The sequence below is a fragment of the Companilactobacillus sp. y65-5 genome (assembly GCF_057541095.1).
In genome coordinates, this window is record NZ_BAAJOA010000001.1 from 179,918 (window position 1) to 200,623 (window position 20,706).

At 36.4% G+C, this 20,706-nt stretch carries 21 protein-coding genes; 20 read left to right on the forward strand and 1 reads right to left on the reverse strand.

Features of this window, described 5'->3' with window-relative positions; translation table 11 throughout:
- The first annotated feature begins 121 nt into the window (after nt 1-121).
- The 4 genes from msrB to AC27FM_RS01010 all read left to right on the forward strand — a co-directional run bounded on the left by msrB (nt 122) and on the right by AC27FM_RS01010 (nt 3,361).
- Nucleotides 122-562 (forward strand): peptide-methionine (R)-S-oxide reductase MsrB, encoded by a 441-nt coding sequence (gene msrB / locus AC27FM_RS00995; protein ID WP_487085342.1) that lies wholly within the window; start codon nt 122-124, stop codon nt 560-562.
- Nucleotides 562-1,080 carry a peptide-methionine (S)-S-oxide reductase MsrA gene (msrA, locus tag AC27FM_RS01000; RefSeq protein ID WP_487085344.1) on the forward strand — a complete coding sequence of 173 codons (519 nt, stop codon included), beginning with the start codon at nt 562-564 and terminating at the stop codon, nt 1,078-1,080. The genes msrB and msrA overlap by 1 nt, the downstream gene beginning before the upstream one ends.
- A 491-nt stretch (nt 1,081-1,571) precedes the next feature.
- On the forward strand, nt 1,572-2,450 hold the full coding sequence (locus tag AC27FM_RS01005; RefSeq protein WP_487085345.1) for a YitT family protein: 879 nt from the start codon (nt 1,572-1,574) through the stop codon (nt 2,448-2,450).
- Between the two features lie 14 nt (nt 2,451-2,464).
- The gene (locus AC27FM_RS01010) at nt 2,465-3,361 is read left to right on the forward strand and encodes a deoxyribonuclease IV (RefSeq protein ID WP_487085347.1); all 897 of its coding nucleotides are present in this window, start codon (nt 2,465-2,467) and stop codon (nt 3,359-3,361) included.
- 10 nt (nt 3,362-3,371) lie between these two features.
- On the opposite strand, the gene AC27FM_RS01015 is transcribed toward AC27FM_RS01010, so the two are convergent.
- On the reverse strand, nt 3,372-4,193 hold the full coding sequence (locus tag AC27FM_RS01015) for a pyruvate, water dikinase regulatory protein (protein WP_487085349.1): 822 nt from the start codon (nt 4,191-4,193) through the stop codon (nt 3,372-3,374).
- Between the two features lie 121 nt (nt 4,194-4,314).
- Here AC27FM_RS01015 and rpsU point away from each other — a divergent pair, with 121 nt between their 5' ends.
- The 16 genes from rpsU to AC27FM_RS01095 all read left to right on the forward strand — a co-directional run bounded on the left by rpsU (nt 4,315) and on the right by AC27FM_RS01095 (nt 20,028).
- The gene (rpsU, locus tag AC27FM_RS01020) at nt 4,315-4,497 is read left to right on the forward strand and encodes a 30S ribosomal protein S21 (protein ID WP_125763247.1); all 183 of its coding nucleotides are present in this window, start codon (nt 4,315-4,317) and stop codon (nt 4,495-4,497) included.
- A 100-nt stretch (nt 4,498-4,597) separates the two neighbouring features.
- Complete coding sequence (locus AC27FM_RS01025) at nt 4,598-5,575, forward strand: PhoH family protein (RefSeq protein WP_487085351.1); 978 nt, start codon at nt 4,598-4,600, stop codon at nt 5,573-5,575.
- An 11-nt stretch (nt 5,576-5,586) separates the two neighbouring features.
- Nucleotides 5,587-6,057, forward strand: coding sequence for an rRNA maturation RNase YbeY (ybeY, locus tag AC27FM_RS01030; RefSeq protein ID WP_487085352.1), 471 nt, complete (start codon nt 5,587-5,589; stop codon nt 6,055-6,057).
- A gap of 25 nt (nt 6,058-6,082) precedes the next feature.
- Complete coding sequence (locus AC27FM_RS01035; RefSeq protein WP_487085353.1) at nt 6,083-6,484, forward strand: cytidine deaminase; 402 nt, start codon at nt 6,083-6,085, stop codon at nt 6,482-6,484.
- A gap of 2 nt (nt 6,485-6,486) precedes the next feature.
- Nucleotides 6,487-7,398, forward strand: a complete 912-nt coding sequence (gene era / locus AC27FM_RS01040) for a GTPase Era (RefSeq protein ID WP_487085354.1) — start codon at nt 6,487-6,489, stop codon at nt 7,396-7,398.
- Nucleotides 7,399-8,160: a DNA repair protein RecO gene (recO, locus tag AC27FM_RS01045; protein WP_487085355.1), complete on the forward strand. Its 762-nt coding sequence runs from the start codon at nt 7,399-7,401 to the stop codon at nt 8,158-8,160. It begins immediately after the preceding gene.
- Nucleotides 8,161-8,397: 237 nt separating this feature from the next.
- Complete coding sequence (glyQ, locus tag AC27FM_RS01050; RefSeq protein WP_487085356.1) at nt 8,398-9,309, forward strand: glycine--tRNA ligase subunit alpha; 912 nt, start codon at nt 8,398-8,400, stop codon at nt 9,307-9,309.
- Nucleotides 9,302-11,371, forward strand: coding sequence for a glycine--tRNA ligase subunit beta (gene glyS, locus AC27FM_RS01055; RefSeq protein WP_487085357.1), 2,070 nt, complete (start codon nt 9,302-9,304; stop codon nt 11,369-11,371). The genes glyQ and glyS overlap by 8 nt, the downstream gene beginning before the upstream one ends.
- A 79-nt stretch (nt 11,372-11,450) precedes the next feature.
- Nucleotides 11,451-13,277: a DNA primase gene (gene dnaG / locus AC27FM_RS01060; RefSeq protein ID WP_487085358.1), complete on the forward strand. Its 1,827-nt coding sequence runs from the start codon at nt 11,451-11,453 to the stop codon at nt 13,275-13,277.
- A gap of 20 nt (nt 13,278-13,297) precedes the next feature.
- A complete protein-coding gene (gene rpoD, locus AC27FM_RS01065) occupies nt 13,298-14,419 on the forward strand; it encodes an RNA polymerase sigma factor RpoD (protein ID WP_487085359.1) in 1,122 nt (373 codons plus the stop codon).
- Nucleotides 14,420-14,554: 135 nt separating this feature from the next.
- Nucleotides 14,555-15,751: a class I SAM-dependent methyltransferase gene (locus AC27FM_RS01070; protein WP_487085361.1), complete on the forward strand. Its 1,197-nt coding sequence runs from the start codon at nt 14,555-14,557 to the stop codon at nt 15,749-15,751.
- An 8-nt stretch (nt 15,752-15,759) separates the two neighbouring features.
- Entirely contained in the window at nt 15,760-16,449 is a 690-nt protein-coding gene (locus AC27FM_RS01075; RefSeq protein WP_487085363.1) for a tRNA (adenine(22)-N(1))-methyltransferase, read from the forward strand.
- On the forward strand, nt 16,449-17,240 hold the full coding sequence (locus tag AC27FM_RS01080; protein ID WP_487085364.1) for a Nif3-like dinuclear metal center hexameric protein: 792 nt from the start codon (nt 16,449-16,451) through the stop codon (nt 17,238-17,240). The genes AC27FM_RS01075 and AC27FM_RS01080 overlap by 1 nt, the downstream gene beginning before the upstream one ends.
- 13 nt (nt 17,241-17,253) lie before the next feature.
- A complete protein-coding gene (pepT, locus tag AC27FM_RS01085) occupies nt 17,254-18,495 on the forward strand; it encodes a peptidase T (RefSeq protein WP_487085366.1) in 1,242 nt (413 codons plus the stop codon).
- A gap of 87 nt (nt 18,496-18,582) precedes the next feature.
- Nucleotides 18,583-18,768, forward strand: coding sequence for a 2-hydroxymuconate tautomerase (locus AC27FM_RS01090; protein ID WP_487085367.1), 186 nt, complete (start codon nt 18,583-18,585; stop codon nt 18,766-18,768).
- 63 nt (nt 18,769-18,831) lie between these two features.
- A complete protein-coding gene (locus tag AC27FM_RS01095) occupies nt 18,832-20,028 on the forward strand; it encodes a DUF2075 domain-containing protein (protein WP_487085368.1) in 1,197 nt (398 codons plus the stop codon).
- Nucleotides 20,029-20,706 lie beyond the last annotated feature (678 nt).

Genomic DNA, 20,706 nt, shown 5'->3' on the forward strand with positions numbered 1-20,706 from the left:
GACTCTCCGTTGAACAGCCTTTTTTTATTAATATTTTTTTAATAATAGTGAGCATTTTGCTAGAAAAGTGACTTAACTTGCGTATACTAAAGAACATACGCTACGAGAAGGAGTGATTCATGTGGAGAAGGAATACAAGAAGAATATCGAGGGTCTGACCGATGAGCAATTAGAAGTTACTCAAAATCGTGGAACGGAAATGCCATTCAGTGGTGAGTATGATGATTTCTATAAAAAGGGAATCTATGTGGATATCGCTAGCGGAGAACCATTATTTTCGTCAGCACATAAATTTGACGCTGGGTGTGGTTGGCCATCATTTAGTCAACCGATTGCTCAATTGAAGGAAAGTACTGATATGAGAACTGGTCATGAACGGACCGAGGTTACTAGTGAGGATGCAGGTTCGCATCTAGGACATGTTTTCACTGATGGACCAGAAGAATTAGGTGGATTGAGATACTGCATTAATTCAGCCGCATTGAAATTCATTCCATATGAAAAAATGGACGAAGATGGATATTCTGATTATAAAAAATACGTTGATGAGGGGGACAAATAATGAGTGAAAAAAAAGCGGTATTTGCTGGAGGTTGTTTTTGGTGCATGGTTAAGCCTTTTGATGAACAACCTGGGATTAAGTCTGTGGTCTCAGGATTCACTGGTGGACATGTGGTTGCCCCGACTTATGAGCAAGTTTGCACAGGAACAACTGGTCATACTGAGGCAGTAGAAATCACTTATGATCCTGAAGTTGTTTCATATAAACAACTTGTTGAAACATACTGGCAAGTAACAGATCCAACCGACGCTGGTGGTCAATTTCAAGATCGCGGTGATAATTATCGTCCAGTTATTTATTATTCTGACGACGCCGAAAAAAATATTGCTGAAGAATCTAAGAAAAATTTAGCCGATGCTGAACAATTTGATGACCCAATCATCACAGAAATATTACCAATCCAACCATTTTATCCAGCTGAAGATTACCATCAACAATTTTATAAAAAGAATCCAGAGCGTTTTGAACTAGAGGAAAGCGGTGGAAGAGCAGACTTCATCGAAAAACATTGGAAATAATCAAAAAACCTTCAAATATTTGAAGGTTTTTTTTATCTGACTGATACTGCTAATTTTAGTGATACAGCTATATATGTTATATTGGATGGTGTACATACTTATTGTTTTTATAAGTTCATTATATGAAAGAAACATTCCAGAGTTATCAAACAAATTTAAGAAAAATAAAATTATGATACAGGCACAAATCCAGATTAGTTGGTAAAACAAAACCCCGAAAAGCTAACTATGAATTGTCGATAGTGCACATAAAGACTAGTTATTAGAAAAACTATATAGAGGATCAGATAACAAAATAATTAAGCTCTAATATTGTTTTTGGATATATACAATTCGTAGAAATAACTGCTGATATTCGGATCCCAGATATTAGTAGTTTTTCTTTGATGTGATAAGAGCAGATTTCATCGAAAAACATTGGAAATAGGCTTAAATAGTATCGATTTGTGCTAATATAATTAGGGTAAATTCGTTATTAGGAGTAATTTTAAATGGATGAAATAGATAAGCTGATTGAGAGACATCAGAACTTATCCAAAATATCAGTTGCATTTTTATATTCAATTGCTGTGTCGATAGCTGTTAATATGTTTTGGACACCTGGAGGTATTTATGGTTCAGGCGTTACTGGTGCCGCACAGTTGATTTCTACAATCACAGAACGATGGTTTCCATATCATATCTCTACGGCTGTGATGTACTTTGCTTTCAATGCGCCGCTATTTGTTCTGGCTTGGAAGAAGATCGATCACAATTTTACATTGTTCACGATCATTGCGGTTGCTTTCGCCTCACTTATGATGCATTTCTTCCCATCCGCCAAGATTACGGCTGATCCATTGGTCTGCGCTATTTTCGGTGCGGTTGCTAACGGATTTGGTACAGGTATGGCATTGAGGAATGGAATCTCCACTGGTGGGATCGATATTGTCGGTATTATTTTGCGTAAAAAAACCGGTAAAAGTGTTGGTACTATAAATATCATGTTCAATTTGTTCATCATCGCCTGTGCGGGATTTTTATTCGGTTGGGTACATGCTTTGTATAGTGCCATCAGTATTTTTATCAACGGTCAGGTTATTGATATTATCTATAATAAGGACCAAAAACTTCAGGTTATGATTGTTACTTCCAGACCAAGATATGTCATCAAAGAAATTCAAAGTGAAATGCGTCGTGGTATTACGATCGTTCATGACGCAGAGGGTGCCTATAAGCATGAGGAGAAGACGATTCTCTTTACTGTCATCTCACGTGCGGAATTGCATGATTTGGAGACAGCAATGTCAAACTCAGATCCACATGCTTTCGTTAGTGTTACAGATACGGTTAAGACGTTAGGTCGGTTCTATCAAAAACATATTTATTAGAGAGGGTTATGTCAATGATAATTGGATCACATGTAGCAATGAAAGCACCAAATATGTTAGCAGGATCAGCTAAAGAGGCGCATAGTTACGGTGCCAACGCAATGATGATCTTTACGGGTGCACCGCAAAATACTCGTCGAAAAGATGTTTCAGAAATGAATATCCCTGAAGGGCAACGTCTACTTAAATTGTATGGTATCGATCATATTATTGGTCACGCACCGTACATCGTTAATCTAGGGAATACGGTCAAACCTGAGAATTTACCATTTGGTATTCAGTTCATGCATGATGAGATTCAGCGTGCGGATGCTTTAGGTATTGAAGCACTAAGCTTTCACCCAGGGGCACATTTGAAGCAAGGACCCGAAAAGGCATTGCTTCAAATTGCGCAGTCTTTAGATGAAGCAATCACGCCTGACCAGAAGGTGACTATTGCTATTGAAACTATGGCAGGCAAGGGAACAGAAGTCGGAATTAATTTTGAACAGATAGCTTATATTTTTGATCATTGTCAAAATAATGACAAACTATCGGTAACGATGGATACTTGCCATATGAATGATGCTGGTTATGATGTCAAAAATGATTTTGATGGTGTTCTGAATGAGTTTGACCACGTGGTTGGTCTAGATAGATTGTCAGTCATACATTTAAATGATTCAAAGAATGAACGTGGATCACATAAAGATCGTCACGATGACATTGGATTTGGGACTATCGGCTTTGATACATTAAACTATGTCGCACATCATCCACAGCTTGAGGATATCCCTAAGATCATGGAAACACCTTACGTTAAGCGTGATGAGAATGACAAAAAAGGTATTGCTCCCTTTAAAGCTGAGATCGATATGTTACGCGAACAAAAATTTGATCCCGAAATGAAGAATAAATTAATAAAAGGTTAATCCGTGAGGATTAACCTTTTTTATAACCATTCATCTGTAAATTTTCCATTATCAATGCAGCAGTTTCTTCGATTGAGCGATCTGCGGTATTAATTACAGGACAACCTAATTTTTCGTAAATACCATTTGAGTAATCAAGTTCTTTTTGGATTTCACCTTCTTCAGAATAAGTCGTGTCAGGATTCAATCCGTATGCAATCATTCTTTGACGACGAATTTTCAATAAGACGTTCATATCGTTAGTCAAGCCGACGATTTTTGATTTATCAACTTTCCATAATTCGTCTGGAACTTGTGTTTTCGGCCCGATAGGCAGGTTAGCAACTTTGATATTACGATTGGCCAGATAGAGTGACAAGGGAGTTTTCGAAGTTCTTGAGATACCCAGTAGGACTAAGTCAGCCTCAAGCAATCCTTTAGGGTTTTGTCCATCGTCATTTGAGACGGTGAATTCCATAGCAGAGATCATATCGAAGTATTCATCATCTAAGTTATGTATGATACCTTTTTTACGGAGTGGTTCTTGATGAATAATTTGGGAGAAAGTTCCGATGATGGGGTTAAGAACATCGTAATATGTCATTTCGTTCTTTTGACAAAATCCATTAATGATATCACAGAGTTCTTTTGATACAATAGTGTGCAAAATGATTGCCTGTTTCTTTTTAGCGAGTTCCAATATCTCATTTAGATGTTTATCATTTTTTACAAAGGGGTATTTTGTATAAATAGTTTCTATCTTTGGGAACTGTGCAAACGCTGCATTAGCAACCCTTACAGCCGTTTCTCCAGCGGAATCTGATAGTACGAAAACATCAAGTTTTTGGGTCATAAAAATTCCTCCTAAAAAAATATCGAAAATTGTTTGAACATTGGGCTCTTTTTGTTATAATAACATATGAGCTGTGAAAGAAATAGAGCAGTTACGTTCAATTCGGAAGGAGGGATATCATATGTCAAAAACTGTCGTTCATGAAAATGAGTCGCTCGATGATGCTCTTCGTCGTTTTAAACGTTCTGTTTCAAAAAGTGGTACACTTCAAGAATATAGAAAACGCGAGTTCTACGAAAAACCTAGTGTTAAGAGAAAGTTAAAATCTGAGGCTGCTCGTAAGCGTAATAAGAAACGTCGTTAATATGACTAAGGTTAAAACATTTTATGTTTTAACCTTTTTTTTACGAAAAATTTACTTTCGTGTGCTATCATTCAAGTAATAATAGGAGGATGTGTGTTTATTGGCAGAAAACAAAGAGCAATCGAAAAAAAGCATTCATATTAAAAATCCACAAGATGCAGTTAGTCTTTTTGGTGTTAATGATAACAATCTGAAACTAATTGAAGAAGGGATGAATGTTAAGATTCATGCCTTTGGGGAAGAACTGGATATTACTGGTGATGAAGATAGTGTTAACAAAGCCTACTCGTTAGTCGTGAAGTTAGTTAAGCTAGTCGAAAGTGGAATCGGATTAGGTTCTGCGGATATCGTTAGTGGTATGAAGATGGTCGAACGTGGAACCTTAGATTATTTTGAGGATCTATACAGGACTGAGTTGATCAAGGATTTTAGCGGTAAACCCGTCCGTGTTAGAAATTTCGGTCAGAGACAATACATCAATGCCATTAACCACAATGATATTACCTTTGGTATTGGACCGGCTGGTACTGGTAAGACATATTTGGCTGTGGTAATGGCAGTTGCCGCTCTTAAAAAGGGTACTGTTAAACGAATCGTCTTGACTAGACCTGCGGTTGAAGCTGGCGAAAGTTTGGGATTCTTACCTGGTGATTTAAAGGAAAAGGTCGATCCATACTTGCGTCCCATTTATGATGCCTTATATGCCATTCTAGGAGCTGATCACACGGCACGACTACTTGAACGTGGAGTGATCGAAGTGGCGCCACTGGCTTATATGAGAGGTCGTACGCTTGATGAATCATTCGTTATCCTGGACGAGGCACAGAATACTACTAGAGAACAAATGAAGATGTTCCTAACACGTCTAGGTTTTGATTCAAAGATGATCGTTAACGGTGATATTTCTCAGATTGATCTACCTCGCAATGCGAGAAGTGGTCTAGTTCAGGCACAAAAGATCTTAAAGAATCTACCGCATATTCAATTCGTTGATTTCACTTCAGCCGATGTTGTAAGACATCCAGTCGTCGCTGAAATCATCGACGCTTATGATGATTCTGATAAAATTGAAAAGTAATGGGGACTAACATGGATTTAGAAATTTATAATGATGATAATTTAATTGATCAAGCCCGTGTGGACTGGGTCAATAGTATTGTAAAATTTACATTTGATGAATTAAAGTTAAAAGACGATACACAATTGTCGATCCACTTTGTATCTAAGGCTGAGATTCATCAGATCAATAAAGAATATAGAGATACTGATAGAGCCACGGATGTGATCAGTTTTGCCATCAATGACGGTGAAGATTCACTCGACTATCTAGAGCAACAAATTCCAGATTTACCACTTGATTTAGGCGATTTATTTATTAGTGTTGAAATAGTGGATGAACATGCCAAAGATTATGAGCATTCATTTGATCGTGAATTAGGCTATACTATCGTCCATGGAATTTTGCATCTTAATGGGTACGATCACATCAAACCTGAGGATGAAGAAGTTATGATCGGGCTACAAGAAAAAATTCTCAGCGCTTACGGTTTAAAAAAATAAAGCATTAAAATAGGAGACTGAGCCAGTGGAAATTAATGAACAGGAATTATTCGATATAGCTTTCAAGGCCATGGAACAAGCATATGCGCCATACTCTCACTATACTGTTGGTGCTGCGGTCATCAGTGATGACGGAAAAATTTATTCAGGTGTCAATATTGAAAATGCGTCTTACGGCTTAACTAATTGTGCCGAACGAACTGCTATTTTTAAGGCAGTATCAGAGGGAGCAAAGAGCATTAAGGCGATTTTGATAGTAAATGGTACTTCAGAGATGTCAAAACCATGTGGTGCTTGCCGTCAAGTTATGAGTGAATTTATGAAAGCAGATGCACCAGTATTTTTAGCAAATAATACTAATCAATATAAAGAATTTACCTTTACAGAAATTTTGCCACTGGCATTCAGTGATAAGGACATGGATTAATTATGGATAATAAAAACTTTCGTTCTGGATTTGTCGCAATCGTAGGACGTCCCAACGTCGGCAAGTCAACATTTATGAATCGTATCATCAAAGAACAAATAGCAATAACTTCACCAAAGGCACAGACTACTCGTAATAAGATTCAAGGAATTTATACTGATGATGAACGTCAAATAATTTTCTTAGATACACCCGGTATTCATAAACCACATAATGGCTTAGATCAATACATGGATAAAGCCGCTATTTCTGCACTCAAAGAGGTCGATGCAGTTTTGTTCATGACTGAAGCTGGTCAAAGTGCTGGCCCCGGAGACAAATTTATTATTGAAGAATTAAAAAATGTCAAAGCTCCAGTATTTTTGATTCTAAATAAGATTGATTTGATCAACCCTGATGAAATGGCACCACAAATCAGTGAGTATTCTGAACTTATGGATTTTGCGGAAGTTGTTCCAATTAGTGCAACTAATGGTAACAACATTGATGAAATGATCGATGCATTGACCAAAGCACTGCCAAATGGTCCACAATATTATGATGACGATCAAATAACCGATCATCCTGAGTATTTTATTGTTGGAGAATTGATCCGTGAAAAAATTCTCGAAGATACTCGTGATGAGATCCCTCATTCAGTTGCCGTAATCGTTGAATCAATGAATCAACGAAACGATGCTGGTAAACTTCAAGTTGAAGCAAGTATTTACGTTGAGCGTGACAGCCAAAAGCCAATCATTATTGGTAAGGGTGGAAGCATGCTCAAAAATATTGGTATTGGTGCCCGTATCAAGATCGAACATTTGCTTGGTGAAAAAATCAATTTGAAGCTTTGGGTCAGAGTTAAGAAAAATTGGCGTGATGATCCATTGTTCTTGAGCCAAGCTGGATATTCGGTAAAGGATATTAAGTAATTGTCGCAAAACGAAACTACTAATTTCTTCGGGATCGTCGTTAGAAGACAACGTTACAAAGAACACGACTCATTGGTAACGATTCTGACTAAAGAATATGGATTCAAAACTTTTTTGGTACGCAGGACGCAAAGCTCAAAGTCCAAGATTTCTGGTTCAGTTATTACATTTTCGTATGGAGACTATGAAGGTGTGATAAAAAAAGAAGGTTTATCATATTTAAATTCAGCCAGCAATATCAAGCAGTTTGATGAAATCATTCAGGATATTGAGCTCAACGCCTATGCGACATTTTTGTTTGATTTGTATCACAGTGCATTCATTGATGATCCAGTACCAGATGACTGGTATAGAAGTCTATTCAAGTCCTTGTTGTACATTGAGAACGGATTTGATGCTCAGATCGTCGTAGATATAATGCAGATGCACTTATTACAAGCATTCGGTGTCGCCCCAAATATGGATTCATGTGTCGTTGGTGGTGAAACTGAAGGGCGCTTTGATTTTTCAGTAGTTCTTGGAGGAATCATTTGTTCCAAACACTTTGATTCTGATATTCATCGACTGCATATCTCTGAACGAACAGTCTATTTTTTGAGATTGTTTTCAAAAATCAATCTCGATCAGATTGGAAAAATCGAGATCAAAGAAAATAATAAAGACTTGATTCAACATGCAATTGATTCGATTTACTTAGGAACAGTGGGATATTATCCCAAGAGTAAAAAATTTATTGATGAGATGAAAAGCTGGCATATTTAGCGTTGTTAAGGCAATTGACAATAGTTTTAAAATTGCTATAATTGATTTAATGAAGACAGCGATGTGGAATTAGTGAAAGCCACAATTGATTTAATGGCGAGCAACAATTTAATTTTTGAATAAAAGAGCAGGACTTTAGTCCTGAATTAGGGTGGAACCGCGAATTCATTCGTCCCTTGCTAGGTAGATAAGTATACCTTGCAAGGGATTTTTTGCGTTTACCCGAAGGGAGACAATATGGCAAATAAATTAACTGTACAAAATATGATTCTAACACTTCAAGAATTTTGGGGTGAAAAGGGATGTATGCTGATGCAAGCATATGACACCGAAAAAGGTGCCGGAACTATGAGCCCATATACATTTTTACGTGCAATTGGACCAGAGCCTTGGAATGCTGCATATGTTGAACCTTCAAGACGTCCAGCAGATGGCCGTTATGGTGAGAATCCTAATCGTCTTTATCAACATCACCAATTCCAACTAGTTATGAAACCAGCCCCAGAAAACATTCAAGAATATTATTTAGATTCATTACGAGCATTAGGTATTGAACCACTAGAACATGATATTCGATTTGTTGAAGATAACTGGGAGAATCCATCAATGGGTTGTGCTGGTGTTGGTTGGGAAGTTTGGCTCGACGGAATGGAAGTTACACAATTTACATACTTCCAACAAGTTGGTGGACTTGCTTGCAAGCCTGTTACTAGTGAAATCACATACGGTGTTGAACGTTTAGCTTCATATATCCAGAATGTAAATTCTGTGTATGATCTCGAATGGGGCGACGGCGTACTATATGGTGATATCTTTAAAGAACCTGAATATGAGCATTCAAAATATTCATTTGAAGAAAGTAATCAAGATATGTTATTTCAATTCTTCAATGACTACGAAAAGGAAGCAAATCGTTTGATGGACTTAGGTTTGGTTCATCCAGCTTATGACTATATTTTGAAATGTAGCCATACTTTTAATCTATTAGACGCTCGTGGCGCTGTATCTGTTACTGAAAGAGCAGCCTACTTGTCTCGAATCAGAAGAATGGCACATAAAGTTGCCAATGCGTTTGTTGAGGAACGTCAAAAACTTGGTTTCCCACTATTGGCAAATAGCGATGCAGTAAAGGAGAACGAAAATGACTAAAAATTACCTATTAGAAATTGGCTTGGAAGAAATGCCTGCTCATGTTGTTACTGATAGCGTCAATCAATTAGCACAAAAAACAGCAGAGTTTTTAAAGGATAATCGTATTTCCTTTTCTAAAATCGAAAAATATTCAACACCTAGACGTTTAGCTATTATTATCAAAGATATCTCAGAAAAGCAAACTGATATTGATGTCAAGGCAAAGGGTCCATCAAAAAAGATCGCTCAAGATGCTGATGGAAATTGGACTAAGGCAGCGGAAGGATTTGCTCGCGGTCAAGGGATGACAGCTGATGATATTTTCTTTGAAGAACTTAAAGGTACTGAATATGCCTATATTCAAAAACATGAAGATGGCAAAAAAGTAGAGGACGTTTTAACTGATATAACAGAAGTTATAAAATCGTTGACATTCCCAACTAGAATGCATTGGGCATCTTATGATTTTGAATACATTCGTCCTATTCACTGGTTAGTTTCATTGTTAAACGCTGAAGAAATTCCATTACAAATTTTAGACGTCAAATCAGGTCGCATGACCCGTGGACATCGTTTCTTAGGTGAAAATATTGAAATTGACGAGGCTACTAATTACGTTGAAAAATTAAGATCACAATTTGTAATTGCTGATGCTAAGGAACGTAAGGAAATAATTTCTAGCCAAATCAAGACGATTGCTGAAGACAATGATTGGGTCGTTGATGTTGATCCTGATTTGCTTGAAGAAGTTAATAATTTAGTTGAATATCCAACAACATTTTATGGATCATTTGACAAGAAATATTTAGAAATTCCAGAGGAAGTTTTGATCACTTCAATGAAGGATAATCAAAGATACTTCTATGTGACAAATCATGAAGGTGCGTTAGAACCATATTTCATTTCAGTTAGAAATGGTAATACAGAGTATCTCGATAACGTTATTCAAGGTAACGAAAAAGTTCTTGTTGCTAGATTAGAAGATGCCGACTTCTTCTACCAAGAAGATCAAAAGAAATCAATCGCTGATTATGTAAACAAACTTAAAACAGTAAACTTCCACGTTAAAATCGGAACCATGTATGAAAAAATGCAACGTGTTCACCAAATAGCCGCACATCTGTCAACACTGTTTAACTTGTCTGCTGACGAAACAAAAGATGTATTACGTGCAAGCGATATTTATAAATTTGACCTAGTTACTAATATGGTCGATGAGTTCTCAGAACTTCAAGGTGTCATGGGTGAAAAATATGCCAGCCTGATGGGTGAAGATGATGCCGTAGCTACTGCGGTTAGAGAGCATTACATGCCAAATTCCGCTGAAGGCGACTTACCGGCTACTAAAGTTGGCGCAACATTGGCAATCGCTGATAAGCTCGATTCATTAGTTACATTTTATGCAGTCGACTTGATTCCAAGTGGATCAAACGATCCATACGCATTGCGTAGACAAGCTTACGGAATCGTTAGAATTCTTGATAAGTATCAATGGTCATTGAATTTGAATGACTTGCAAGCTTACTTGAAGGATAACTTAACAGTACCTGAAAAACTTGATTTATCCGCACACAGTAACGATATTGATAACTTCATGGTTGATCGTGTCCGTCAATTGTTAGGTACAACTGACGTTAGAAATGATATTGTTGATGCCGTAGCATCTGGCTCGATCATTGATCCAATTATGATGATCGACACTGCCAAGGTACTTCAAGATCATGCTGATGATGACAACTTTAAGACTGTGATCGAAGCACTCGGACGTGTTGTTAATTTATCTAAAAAAGCTAACTTTAAATATAGTGATGATCTCAAGATGGACGAATCATTATTTGAAAATCCATCAGAATCTACATTGAATGATCAAGTTCAAGAAATCGTAGCTGCTAATGTTACTGATACTGAAGCCTTGTATGAAGAACTTGCTTCATTGAAGCCAGCTATTGATAGCTACTTTGATGAGAACATGATCATGGCTGATGATGAAAAAGTCAAAAATAATCGCCTAACTCAACTCGTAATCACAAATCATTTAATTGCAAAATTAGGAGATTTGTCTAAAATTATGGTTAAGTAATAAAAGCTTGTAATTACAGTGACAATGTGGTAAATTATAGTTCACTGTTTTTATAGATATTTTTGAGGAGGTGACAGCTATGGCAACTCGAATTCCACAGGAATTTATTGATGAAGTTACCTCAAAAACAAACATTGTAGATGTAATTAGTAAATATGTACAACTGAAGAAGTCTGGTAAAAACCTATTTGGATTGTGTCCTTTCCACGAAGAAAGGACGCCTTCTTTTTCAGTAGCGGAAGATAAACAAATCTTCCATTGTTTTAGTTGTGGTCGTGGTGGAAATGTCTTCAAGTTTATTATGGAGATGGAAAGTAAGACCTTTCCTGAATCTGTGATCGAAGTCGCCCAAATGGGTAATATTTCTATCCCTGACCAATACCAAGCAAAAAATGAGAGCTATCAAAATTCAGATAGTCAAATTCTGATCAAGATGTATTCAGAAGCTGCTAAACTATACAGTCACATTTTGTCCAAGACTGAGAATGGTACGCCAGCTTTGAAGTATTTGAATGGACGCAATATCGATGATAGTTTGATTGATACTTTTAAGCTTGGATATGCACCGAATGATTCTAATCTGTTACTTCAATTTTTTAGAGATCGTAAAATAGATGAACCTACACTAAAAAAATCAGGTTTATTCGCTGAGAATAATGATGGTGAATTATTTGATCGTTTTAGAGATCGAGTGATGGTTCCTATTACTGATGAAGCTGGTAATATAATTGCTTTTTCAGGTAGAATGCTCAACAAAGTTGAAGGTACTGCGAAATACATGAATAGTCCGGAGACTCCGATCTTCAATAAAAGTAAGGCGTTATTTAATTTAAGTAATGCAAAGAAGTCGATTCGTGACAATCAAAACGTTATTTTGTTTGAAGGATTCATGGATGTGATCAGTGCCTACAAATCAGGAGTGACAAATGGAGTCGCATCAATGGGTACGAGTTTGACCGATCAGCAGCTTTACACTCTAAGTCGTCTAACCAACCAGATCAATATCTGCTATGACGGAGATATGCCTGGTGTGGAGGCGACTTATCGTGCTATTACGCAGTTGAATGATGATCGATTTAATTACGGAGTCATCAGTATCCCTAACCAAAAGGATCCCGATGAGTATATTCGTAGTGAGGGTGATGATAAGTTCAAGAGTTTAGTCCAAAATGGTGTGCAAACTCCAATGACTTTTATCTTGAATTATTTTCGCAAAAACTATAATCTCAATAATGAACATGACCAAATCGAGTTTCTCAATCGTTCATTAAGCGAGATCGTTAAGCTACAATCACCAGTTGAAATAGATATGTATGTTGGTAAGATTGCTGATGAAATGGGTGTTTCCAAAGAGGCAATCAATAAAGAGCTCGATACTTTACGTCGTAAAATAGCAATTAAGCGTCCTGCTAATAACAATAGAAATGTTCAGCAAGCAACGCTTGAGAGAGTTACTGCAACTGTTCGTTCCAATTTTGATCGAATTGAAAAATCCGAACGCTGCCTAATTTATTGGGCAATCAATTTTCCTGAAGTAAGAATCAATTTGAAGGGAAGTGGGTTTGAATTTGTCCATGCTAATTACCAAAATCTCTTTAACGCACTATTGTCATATACAGAACAAGATAGTAGTAACGAAGAAGAGATCAATATTTCCGATTTTATGAACATTCTAGATAATGATCAAAAGAATCTTTTAGCAGAATTGGAGATGATGCCAATGCCGGCAGAATATAGTGATCAAGAAATTGATGATTATATCAACAACATTAATAACTCGGGACTTGAGACACGGGTATCTGATATTAATCGTCGTTTGAAGGAGGCAGCAATGGTAGGTGATAGTAAATTACAATTAGAGCTGACAAAACAATTGATTGATGTTAGAAGATTGTTAAGTAATTAAAGCATACTGGAGGAAAATACATGGCAACTAAAAAAACAACAGTATCAAAAGAATTAAAGAGTGCTACAAAGAAACTTGTTAAAGATCTTAAAAAGACAGGTTCGATTACTGAAGAAGATCTTCAAGAAAAAATCATTAAACCATACAAACTCAAGGATGATGCTTTAACTAACTTTATTGGTGAGCTTGAAGACCAAGGTATTGGTGTCGTTGATGAAAAAGGTAATCCAAGTAAACTTTCTCTTTTGAAAGAAAAACAGGAAGAAGAAAAGAGCTCTAAAAAGTCTAATGATACTTCTGCTCCTACAGATATCAAAGTTAATGATCCTGTTCGTATGTACTTGAAAGAAATTGGCCGTGTTCCATTGCTTAATGCTCAACAAGAAGTTGATCTAGCTTTGAAGATCGAACAAGGTGACGAAGAAGCCAAGCAACGTTTAGCTGAAGCTAACCTTCGTTTGGTTGTTTCAATCGCTAAGAGATACGTTGGTCGTGGTATGCAATTTCTTGATTTGATTCAAGAAGGTAACATGGGCTTGATGAAGGCTGTTGAAAAGTTTGATTATCGTCTAGGTTTCAAGTTCTCTACTTATGCAACATGGTGGATCAGACAGGCTATTACGCGTGCTATCGCCGATCAAGCACGTACGATTCGTATACCAGTGCACATGGTTGAAACTATCAACAAGCTGATTCGTATCCAACGTCAATTGCTTCAGGATCTTGGTCGTGAACCATTACCAGAAGAAATCGGTGCTGAAATGGACATGCCAACAGGCAAAGTTCGTGATATCTTGAAGATTGCTCAAGAACCAGTTTCATTAGAGACACCTATCGGTGAGGAGGATGATTCTCATCTAGGTGATTTCATCGAGGATTCTGATGCTACTAGTCCTGAGGATCATGCTTCGTACGAGTTACTCAAGGAACAACTTGAGAACGTCTTGGATACATTGACTGACCGTGAAGAAAACGTACTTCGTTTACGTTTCGGTCTCGATGATGGTAGAACTAGAACTTTGGAAGAAGTAGGTAAAGTGTTTGGCGTTACACGTGAACGTATTCGTCAAATCGAAGCCAAAGCTCTTAGAAAATTACGTCATCCATCAAGATCTAAGCAATTGAAAGACTTCTTAGAATAATAGTTTATGAAGAACAGTATTCGTTTACTGTTCTTTTTTTGCATTTTTTCTGAAAATTTTGCGCTAAATAGTTATGTTTTTACAACTATTGCGTTACCATATAATATAGCTACTTTTATGGAGGTTGAAAAATTTATGTTAGATAAAAAAATTTACGATGAAATATTTTCTCATTCCTTTACTATTCCGATCAAAGTTGATTATTGGGACGGCAAAGAAAAAAACTATGGTCCAAAAGGAAAGTCTGACATAACAATCAAGTTTAACTCAAAGGTTCCTATTTCCGAAGTTGTTAAACATGCCACTCTTACTTTAGGCGAAGCGTACATGAATAAGGACATTGAAATTGAGGGTTCAATTCAAAAGTTGATCACGTCCGCCTATACTCAATCTGAAAGTTTTATGTCCAATGTTAAACTGAAGAAATTTGTACCAAAGTTTAGTCACAGTGAAGAAAGTAATAAAAAAGAAATTCAAGAACATTATGATATTGGTAATGATTTTTACAGACTATGGCTAGATGAAACAATGACATACTCGTGTGCATATTTCCGCACACCTGAGGATACGCTTGAACAAGCACAGATGAACAAGGTTCATCATATTTTGAACAAATTGAATACAAAACCTGGCGAATCAATTATAGATATCGGTTGTGGCTGGGGTACGATGATGTTTACAGCAGCTAAAGAATATGGTTTGAAGGCTAAAGGTGTGACTCTTAGCCAAGAACAATATGATTATGTTAAGAACAAAATCGAAGAAGAAAATCTAACGGATCAAATGGAAGTAATTCTTGAAGATTACCGTGAAATTGATGAAAAGTTTGATCATGTTGTTTCAGTTGGGATGTTCGAACACGTTGGTGAAACGCATCTAGAAAACTATTTCAAACAAGTCAAGAACTTGTTAAATCCTGGTGGTACGGCACTTATTCATGGTATTACAGGCCAACACGAAGGATTGGGTGTCGATCCTTGGTTAGTTAAATATATTTTCCCAGGTGGATATATTCCTGATATCAAAGAAAATATTGGCCATATCATGAATGCAAAATTACAAATTGACGATATTGAGCCTTTAAGACGCCATTATCAAAAGACCGTAGAGATTTGGCATCGTAACTTCTTAAAGGTCGAGGACAAAGTTGATGCTATGTATGGTGAAAAATTCGTACGTATGTGGGATATGTATCTCCAAGCTTGTGCTGCCTCCTTTGAAAGTGGTAACATCGATGTGATTCAATACTTACTTACAAACGGTCCTAGTGGTACATCACTTCCTATGACACGTGAATATATGACAGACTTAGATAAAAAGACTGCGGAATAGAGGATAAAGTGACTTTATTATCAAACAGATTACAGGCTGTTTACCAAATGGTAGACAAAGGTACTAGAGTGGCAGATATTGGTTCAGATCATGCATATTTGCCGGTTGAATTGATAGAAACAGGCATTGTCGACTACGCAATAGCTGGTGAAGTGGCAGTTGGCCCAATGTCGCGCTCTCAGGCTGATGTTGAAAAATTTGGTTTTGATGACAAAATCGACGTCCGTTTAGGTGATGGTCTTGCGGTAATTAATCAAGAAGATTTGATTGATACCGTTACTATCGCCGGAATGGGCGGTATTTTAATATGTGATATTTTGTCTCGTGCCACGACTGAACAATTATCAAATGTAACCACATTGATCCTTCAGCCCAATATTGGTGAACCGTTAGTCCGACATTGGTTGATCGAGCATGATTTCGAAATTATCGACGAAGATATTTTGAATGAAGATAACCATGATTATGAAATAATCAAGGCACGCAAAAAAGATTCAGTCGTCGAATTAACCCCGGCTCAATACTTGATGGGTCCGATTTTGATGTCTAAGAAGTCAGAGACATTCAAAAATAAATGGCAACGGAAATTGAATGGTTATCAAAAGGCCGTAGCGAATATGCACAATGCCAAGCAAATCGACACGACTAAGATAAGTAAGATGAAACAATATATTGAGTATGTTGAGGAGGTCTTATAATGGTAAAAGTTCAAGAGATATTAGACAAAATTGAGGAATATGCACCATTATCACTTAAGATGGAGGGAGATCCAACCGGTTTCCAAATTGGTAATAGGTTTCAAAATGTTCATCGTGTGATGACTACTTTAGACGTCAGACCCAGTGTTGTTCAAGAAGCGATTGATAAAAATATTGATTTGATTTTGGCACATCATCCAATTATGTTTGGACCCGCTAAGAATCTCGATTTACGTTCACCTCAAAATAAAATGTATGCGGACTTGTTATCACATAATATCGCTGTTAATGCTTCGCACACGAATATGGATATGACTAATGGTGGTATGAATGATTGGTTGATTGAGAGACTGGGATTAGAGAATATTCAACACTTGAATTTAAATAGTGATTATTCTATTGGACGTTTAGGTGAACTTCCCGCACCAATGGACTTGTTAGATTTTGCTAAAAAAGTTCGTGATACTTATCATTTGCCTAACCTTAGATATGTTAAATCTGAATTAGATCGACCTGTAAAAAAAGTTGCCGTTATCGGAGGAGATGCTGGTAAATTCTATCCTGAAGTTTTATCCAGTGGCGCAGATACCTTTATTACAGGGGATGTCTATTACCATACGGCCCATGATATGATGTCAGCTGGATTGAACGTTATTGATCCCGGTCACCATATTGAAGCAATATTTATTGAAAAAGTGGCTGAATTACTGAATGATTGGAAAAAAAGCAATTATTGGGATATAGATATAGTACAATCAGAGGTAGATACTGAACCATATAATTTTATTTAGGGAGTGTGTTGAAATGGCAATTAAATACGAAAAATTAGTACCACGTTTTTTGGAATATGTTAAACAAAATACTCGTTCTGATGAGAACTCAAACACGATTCCGTCAACTGAAAGACAAACCGTGTTCCTAAACAAATTGGCTGATGAGTTGAAAGAGATCGGTTTGAGTGATGTAAAAATCAATCCGGTTAATTCATACTTGACTGCTGAACTTCCTTCAAATCTGGATTACGATGTCCCTGTCCTTGGTTTAATTTCTCATGTTGATACTGCTGATTTTAATTCGGAAAATATCAAACCTAAGATCGTTGAAAATTATGACGGTAAAAGTGTTATCAAACTAGATGATGCCGGTGAATATACCTTAGATCCAGTTGTATTCCCATCATTAACGAAGTATGCTGGTCAAACTCTTATTACGACTAGCGGTGATACTTTATTGGGATCTGATGATAAATCTGGCGTTACTGAAATCATCACGGCAATGGAATATTTAATTGGTCATCCTGAAATAAAGCATGGCAAAGTTAAGATTGGACTAGGTCCTGACGAAGAAATTGGTACGGGTGCACTCAAATTTGATGTCGCCGATTTTGGAGCTGATTTCGCATATACGGTAGATGGTGGCCCCGTTGGACAACTCGAATATGAGACCTTTAATGCAGCTAGTTTAAAAGTTCGTATTACTGGTAAGAACGTTCACCCAGGCTCTGCCAAAGATATTATGATCAATGCTGTAAGTATCGCAACTGAATTTCAGGCTGCATTCCCAACTGATGAAGTTCCAGAAAAGACTGACGGACGTCAAGGATTCTATCATCTGGTTGAATTAAATGGTACAGTTGATAGCGCTGATATGGACTATATCATTCGTGACTTCGATCGTGATGGACTAGAAACACGCAAGAATAAGGCAGTTGAAATTGCGGACGCATTGAATGCTAAATATGGTCAAGGCACAGTCAAAGTTGACCTTCACGATCAGTACTATAATATGATCGATATTATTAAGGATCATATGAACGTTGTAAAAATTGCTGAAGAGGCTTTGAAAAATTTGGCAATTGAACCAGATGAGGAAGCTGTACGTGGTGGAACTGACGGTTCAACTATTTCATTCATGGGTCTACCAACACCTAACTTATTTGCAGGTGGAGAGAATATGCACGGTCGTTTTGAATACGTTGCAGAAGAATCAATGGAAAAAGCCGTTGACGTGATTCTTGAAATCATCAAATTGAACAATAATAAATAATTATTAAAAAGCAGTCACCCCGTGGCTGTTTTTTCGGTTAATATAAGATATAATTAAGCTAATTAATTTCTTAAGGAGTGTGGAAATATGCCACTAGTACATATTGATCTAATTGAAGGACGTAGTCCTGAACAACTAAAGGGAATGGTAAAAGACGTTACAGAGGCAATCGTTAAAAATACTGGTGCCCCTGCAGAACATGTTCATGTAGTATTGAACGAAATGGCAAAAGAACACTATGCTGTTGGTGGCGTTTTGAAGAGTGACGAATAGTCAGCCACTAGAGTACAAATTTAGTAGCACACATTAGGTGTGCTATTTTTTTTAGGAGATATAATGTTAGATTCAGTTTTACCAAATAAGAAACTTACTGGGGAACAGCGAGTTATTTTCAATGAGATATTAAATTTTTGTGATCAGAATTTAAAGAATAATACTAAAGGATTATTTCAACTTAATGGTGATGCTGGTACGGGAAAGAGTGTAATTTTAACTAAATTATTTTTAGAATTAGAAAACAAGTCAAAAGATAATAAAACCAATAATTACTTCTTAGTTAATCACCCGGAATTACTTAAAGTCTACCAAGATAATGCCGGAGAATATGCTGTATTACGTAAAAATAGATTTTTACGACCTACTACTTTTATCAATCGTTTAAAAAAAGAAAATAAGTCTGCCGACATTGTCGTTATTGATGAGGCGCATTTATTGTTGAGTGAATCTGATAAATATAATAATTTTGAACAAAATAATCAACTTGAAGAAATTATTAAATTGGCTAAGATTGTTATCATCGTTTATGATGAACGACAAGTTTTGAAGTTAAAAAGTTATTGGTCTCAGTCAATCATTGATAATTTAGTTAAAAAATTTCAGTTAGACTACAAAATAGCGACACTGCATGTTCAGATGCGCATGCAGGCGCCGCGTTCAATTATTAAATGGGTCGATGATTTGACTGAGCAATTACAATTGGATTCTGTTACATCGAAAAAAGCTGATTATCTTGAGAGTTCATGTCAGAATTATGAATTTAGAATTTATTCAGATGCCGAAAAAATGTATCAGAAGTTACGTCGTAATAATAAGTTTTATGAGAAATCTAGAATAGTCGCTACGGCCGATTATCCGTCAACGTTGGATGGAAAGAAACACTATGTGAACGAGGGAATGTTTCATCTACCATGGGATCAGTATAATTATGACCACTTGACTTGGGCTCAAAAAGAATCGACTATTGATGAAGTTGGTTCTATATACACGGTTCAAGGATTTGACTTGAATTATGTAGCGGTAATAATTGGACCTTCGGTTGAATATGCAGGGAATGGTCAGATTAAGATTAATTTGAACGCATATGAGGATCAAGAGGCATTCAAAAAGCGACATGAGAATGATATTTTTGATGTTGAAGCGGCTAAAAAAGATATAATTCTTAACTCTATCAATGTGTTACTAAAACGCGGCATTAAAGGTGTATATATATATTTTCATGACAATAATATATATCAGTATTTAAAGGGAATGTAATTCCTTTATTTCAGATTCAAGGTTACATAACTTAAATTATAGGAAGTAAAGGCCAGTGCGGATTAATTTTCGTATTGGCTTTTTTTATCGCTAAATTTCAAGATTCTCAATATATCAATTTTTTGTATTTTATATAATATGAACAATATTACGGTAATTGTCCATATGAGTGGCATTGGAAAACAATGGAAGTATTTATGATAAGAACGTTTCTGGTGACAAAGTTGGTGTAAATATTATGAGAAAAATCTACGGTTATAATTCCAAAGGCTACTTCAATTAGAATGGGTGTTTTTTGATAAACGTAAATGACTACTTCTTATTGATGATTTGTTTAACTCCACCGAATTTTATCACTGATACTGAATCGTTCTAGTAGGTAAGTTGGCCGATGATTTAATATCATCATTAAAGAATCATATCTAATATTCCTCGCTCATATAAATACCATGGCCTACATACATTTCCGTATTAAATTGCTAATTACAATACTCCAGATTTTTGCTGATTTTTGAGCTATTACTACACCACTACTTTAATATGATATTTTGATGAGAGGTTGAATCTCTCAAAGTGACATATTTAAAAAATCTCGTTTCAAATTCAAGAATGACCAATCAAATTTATTGATCGTGATTCAGTGAATCAGTCTGTGCGTTCTCATAATAGATAGATAAT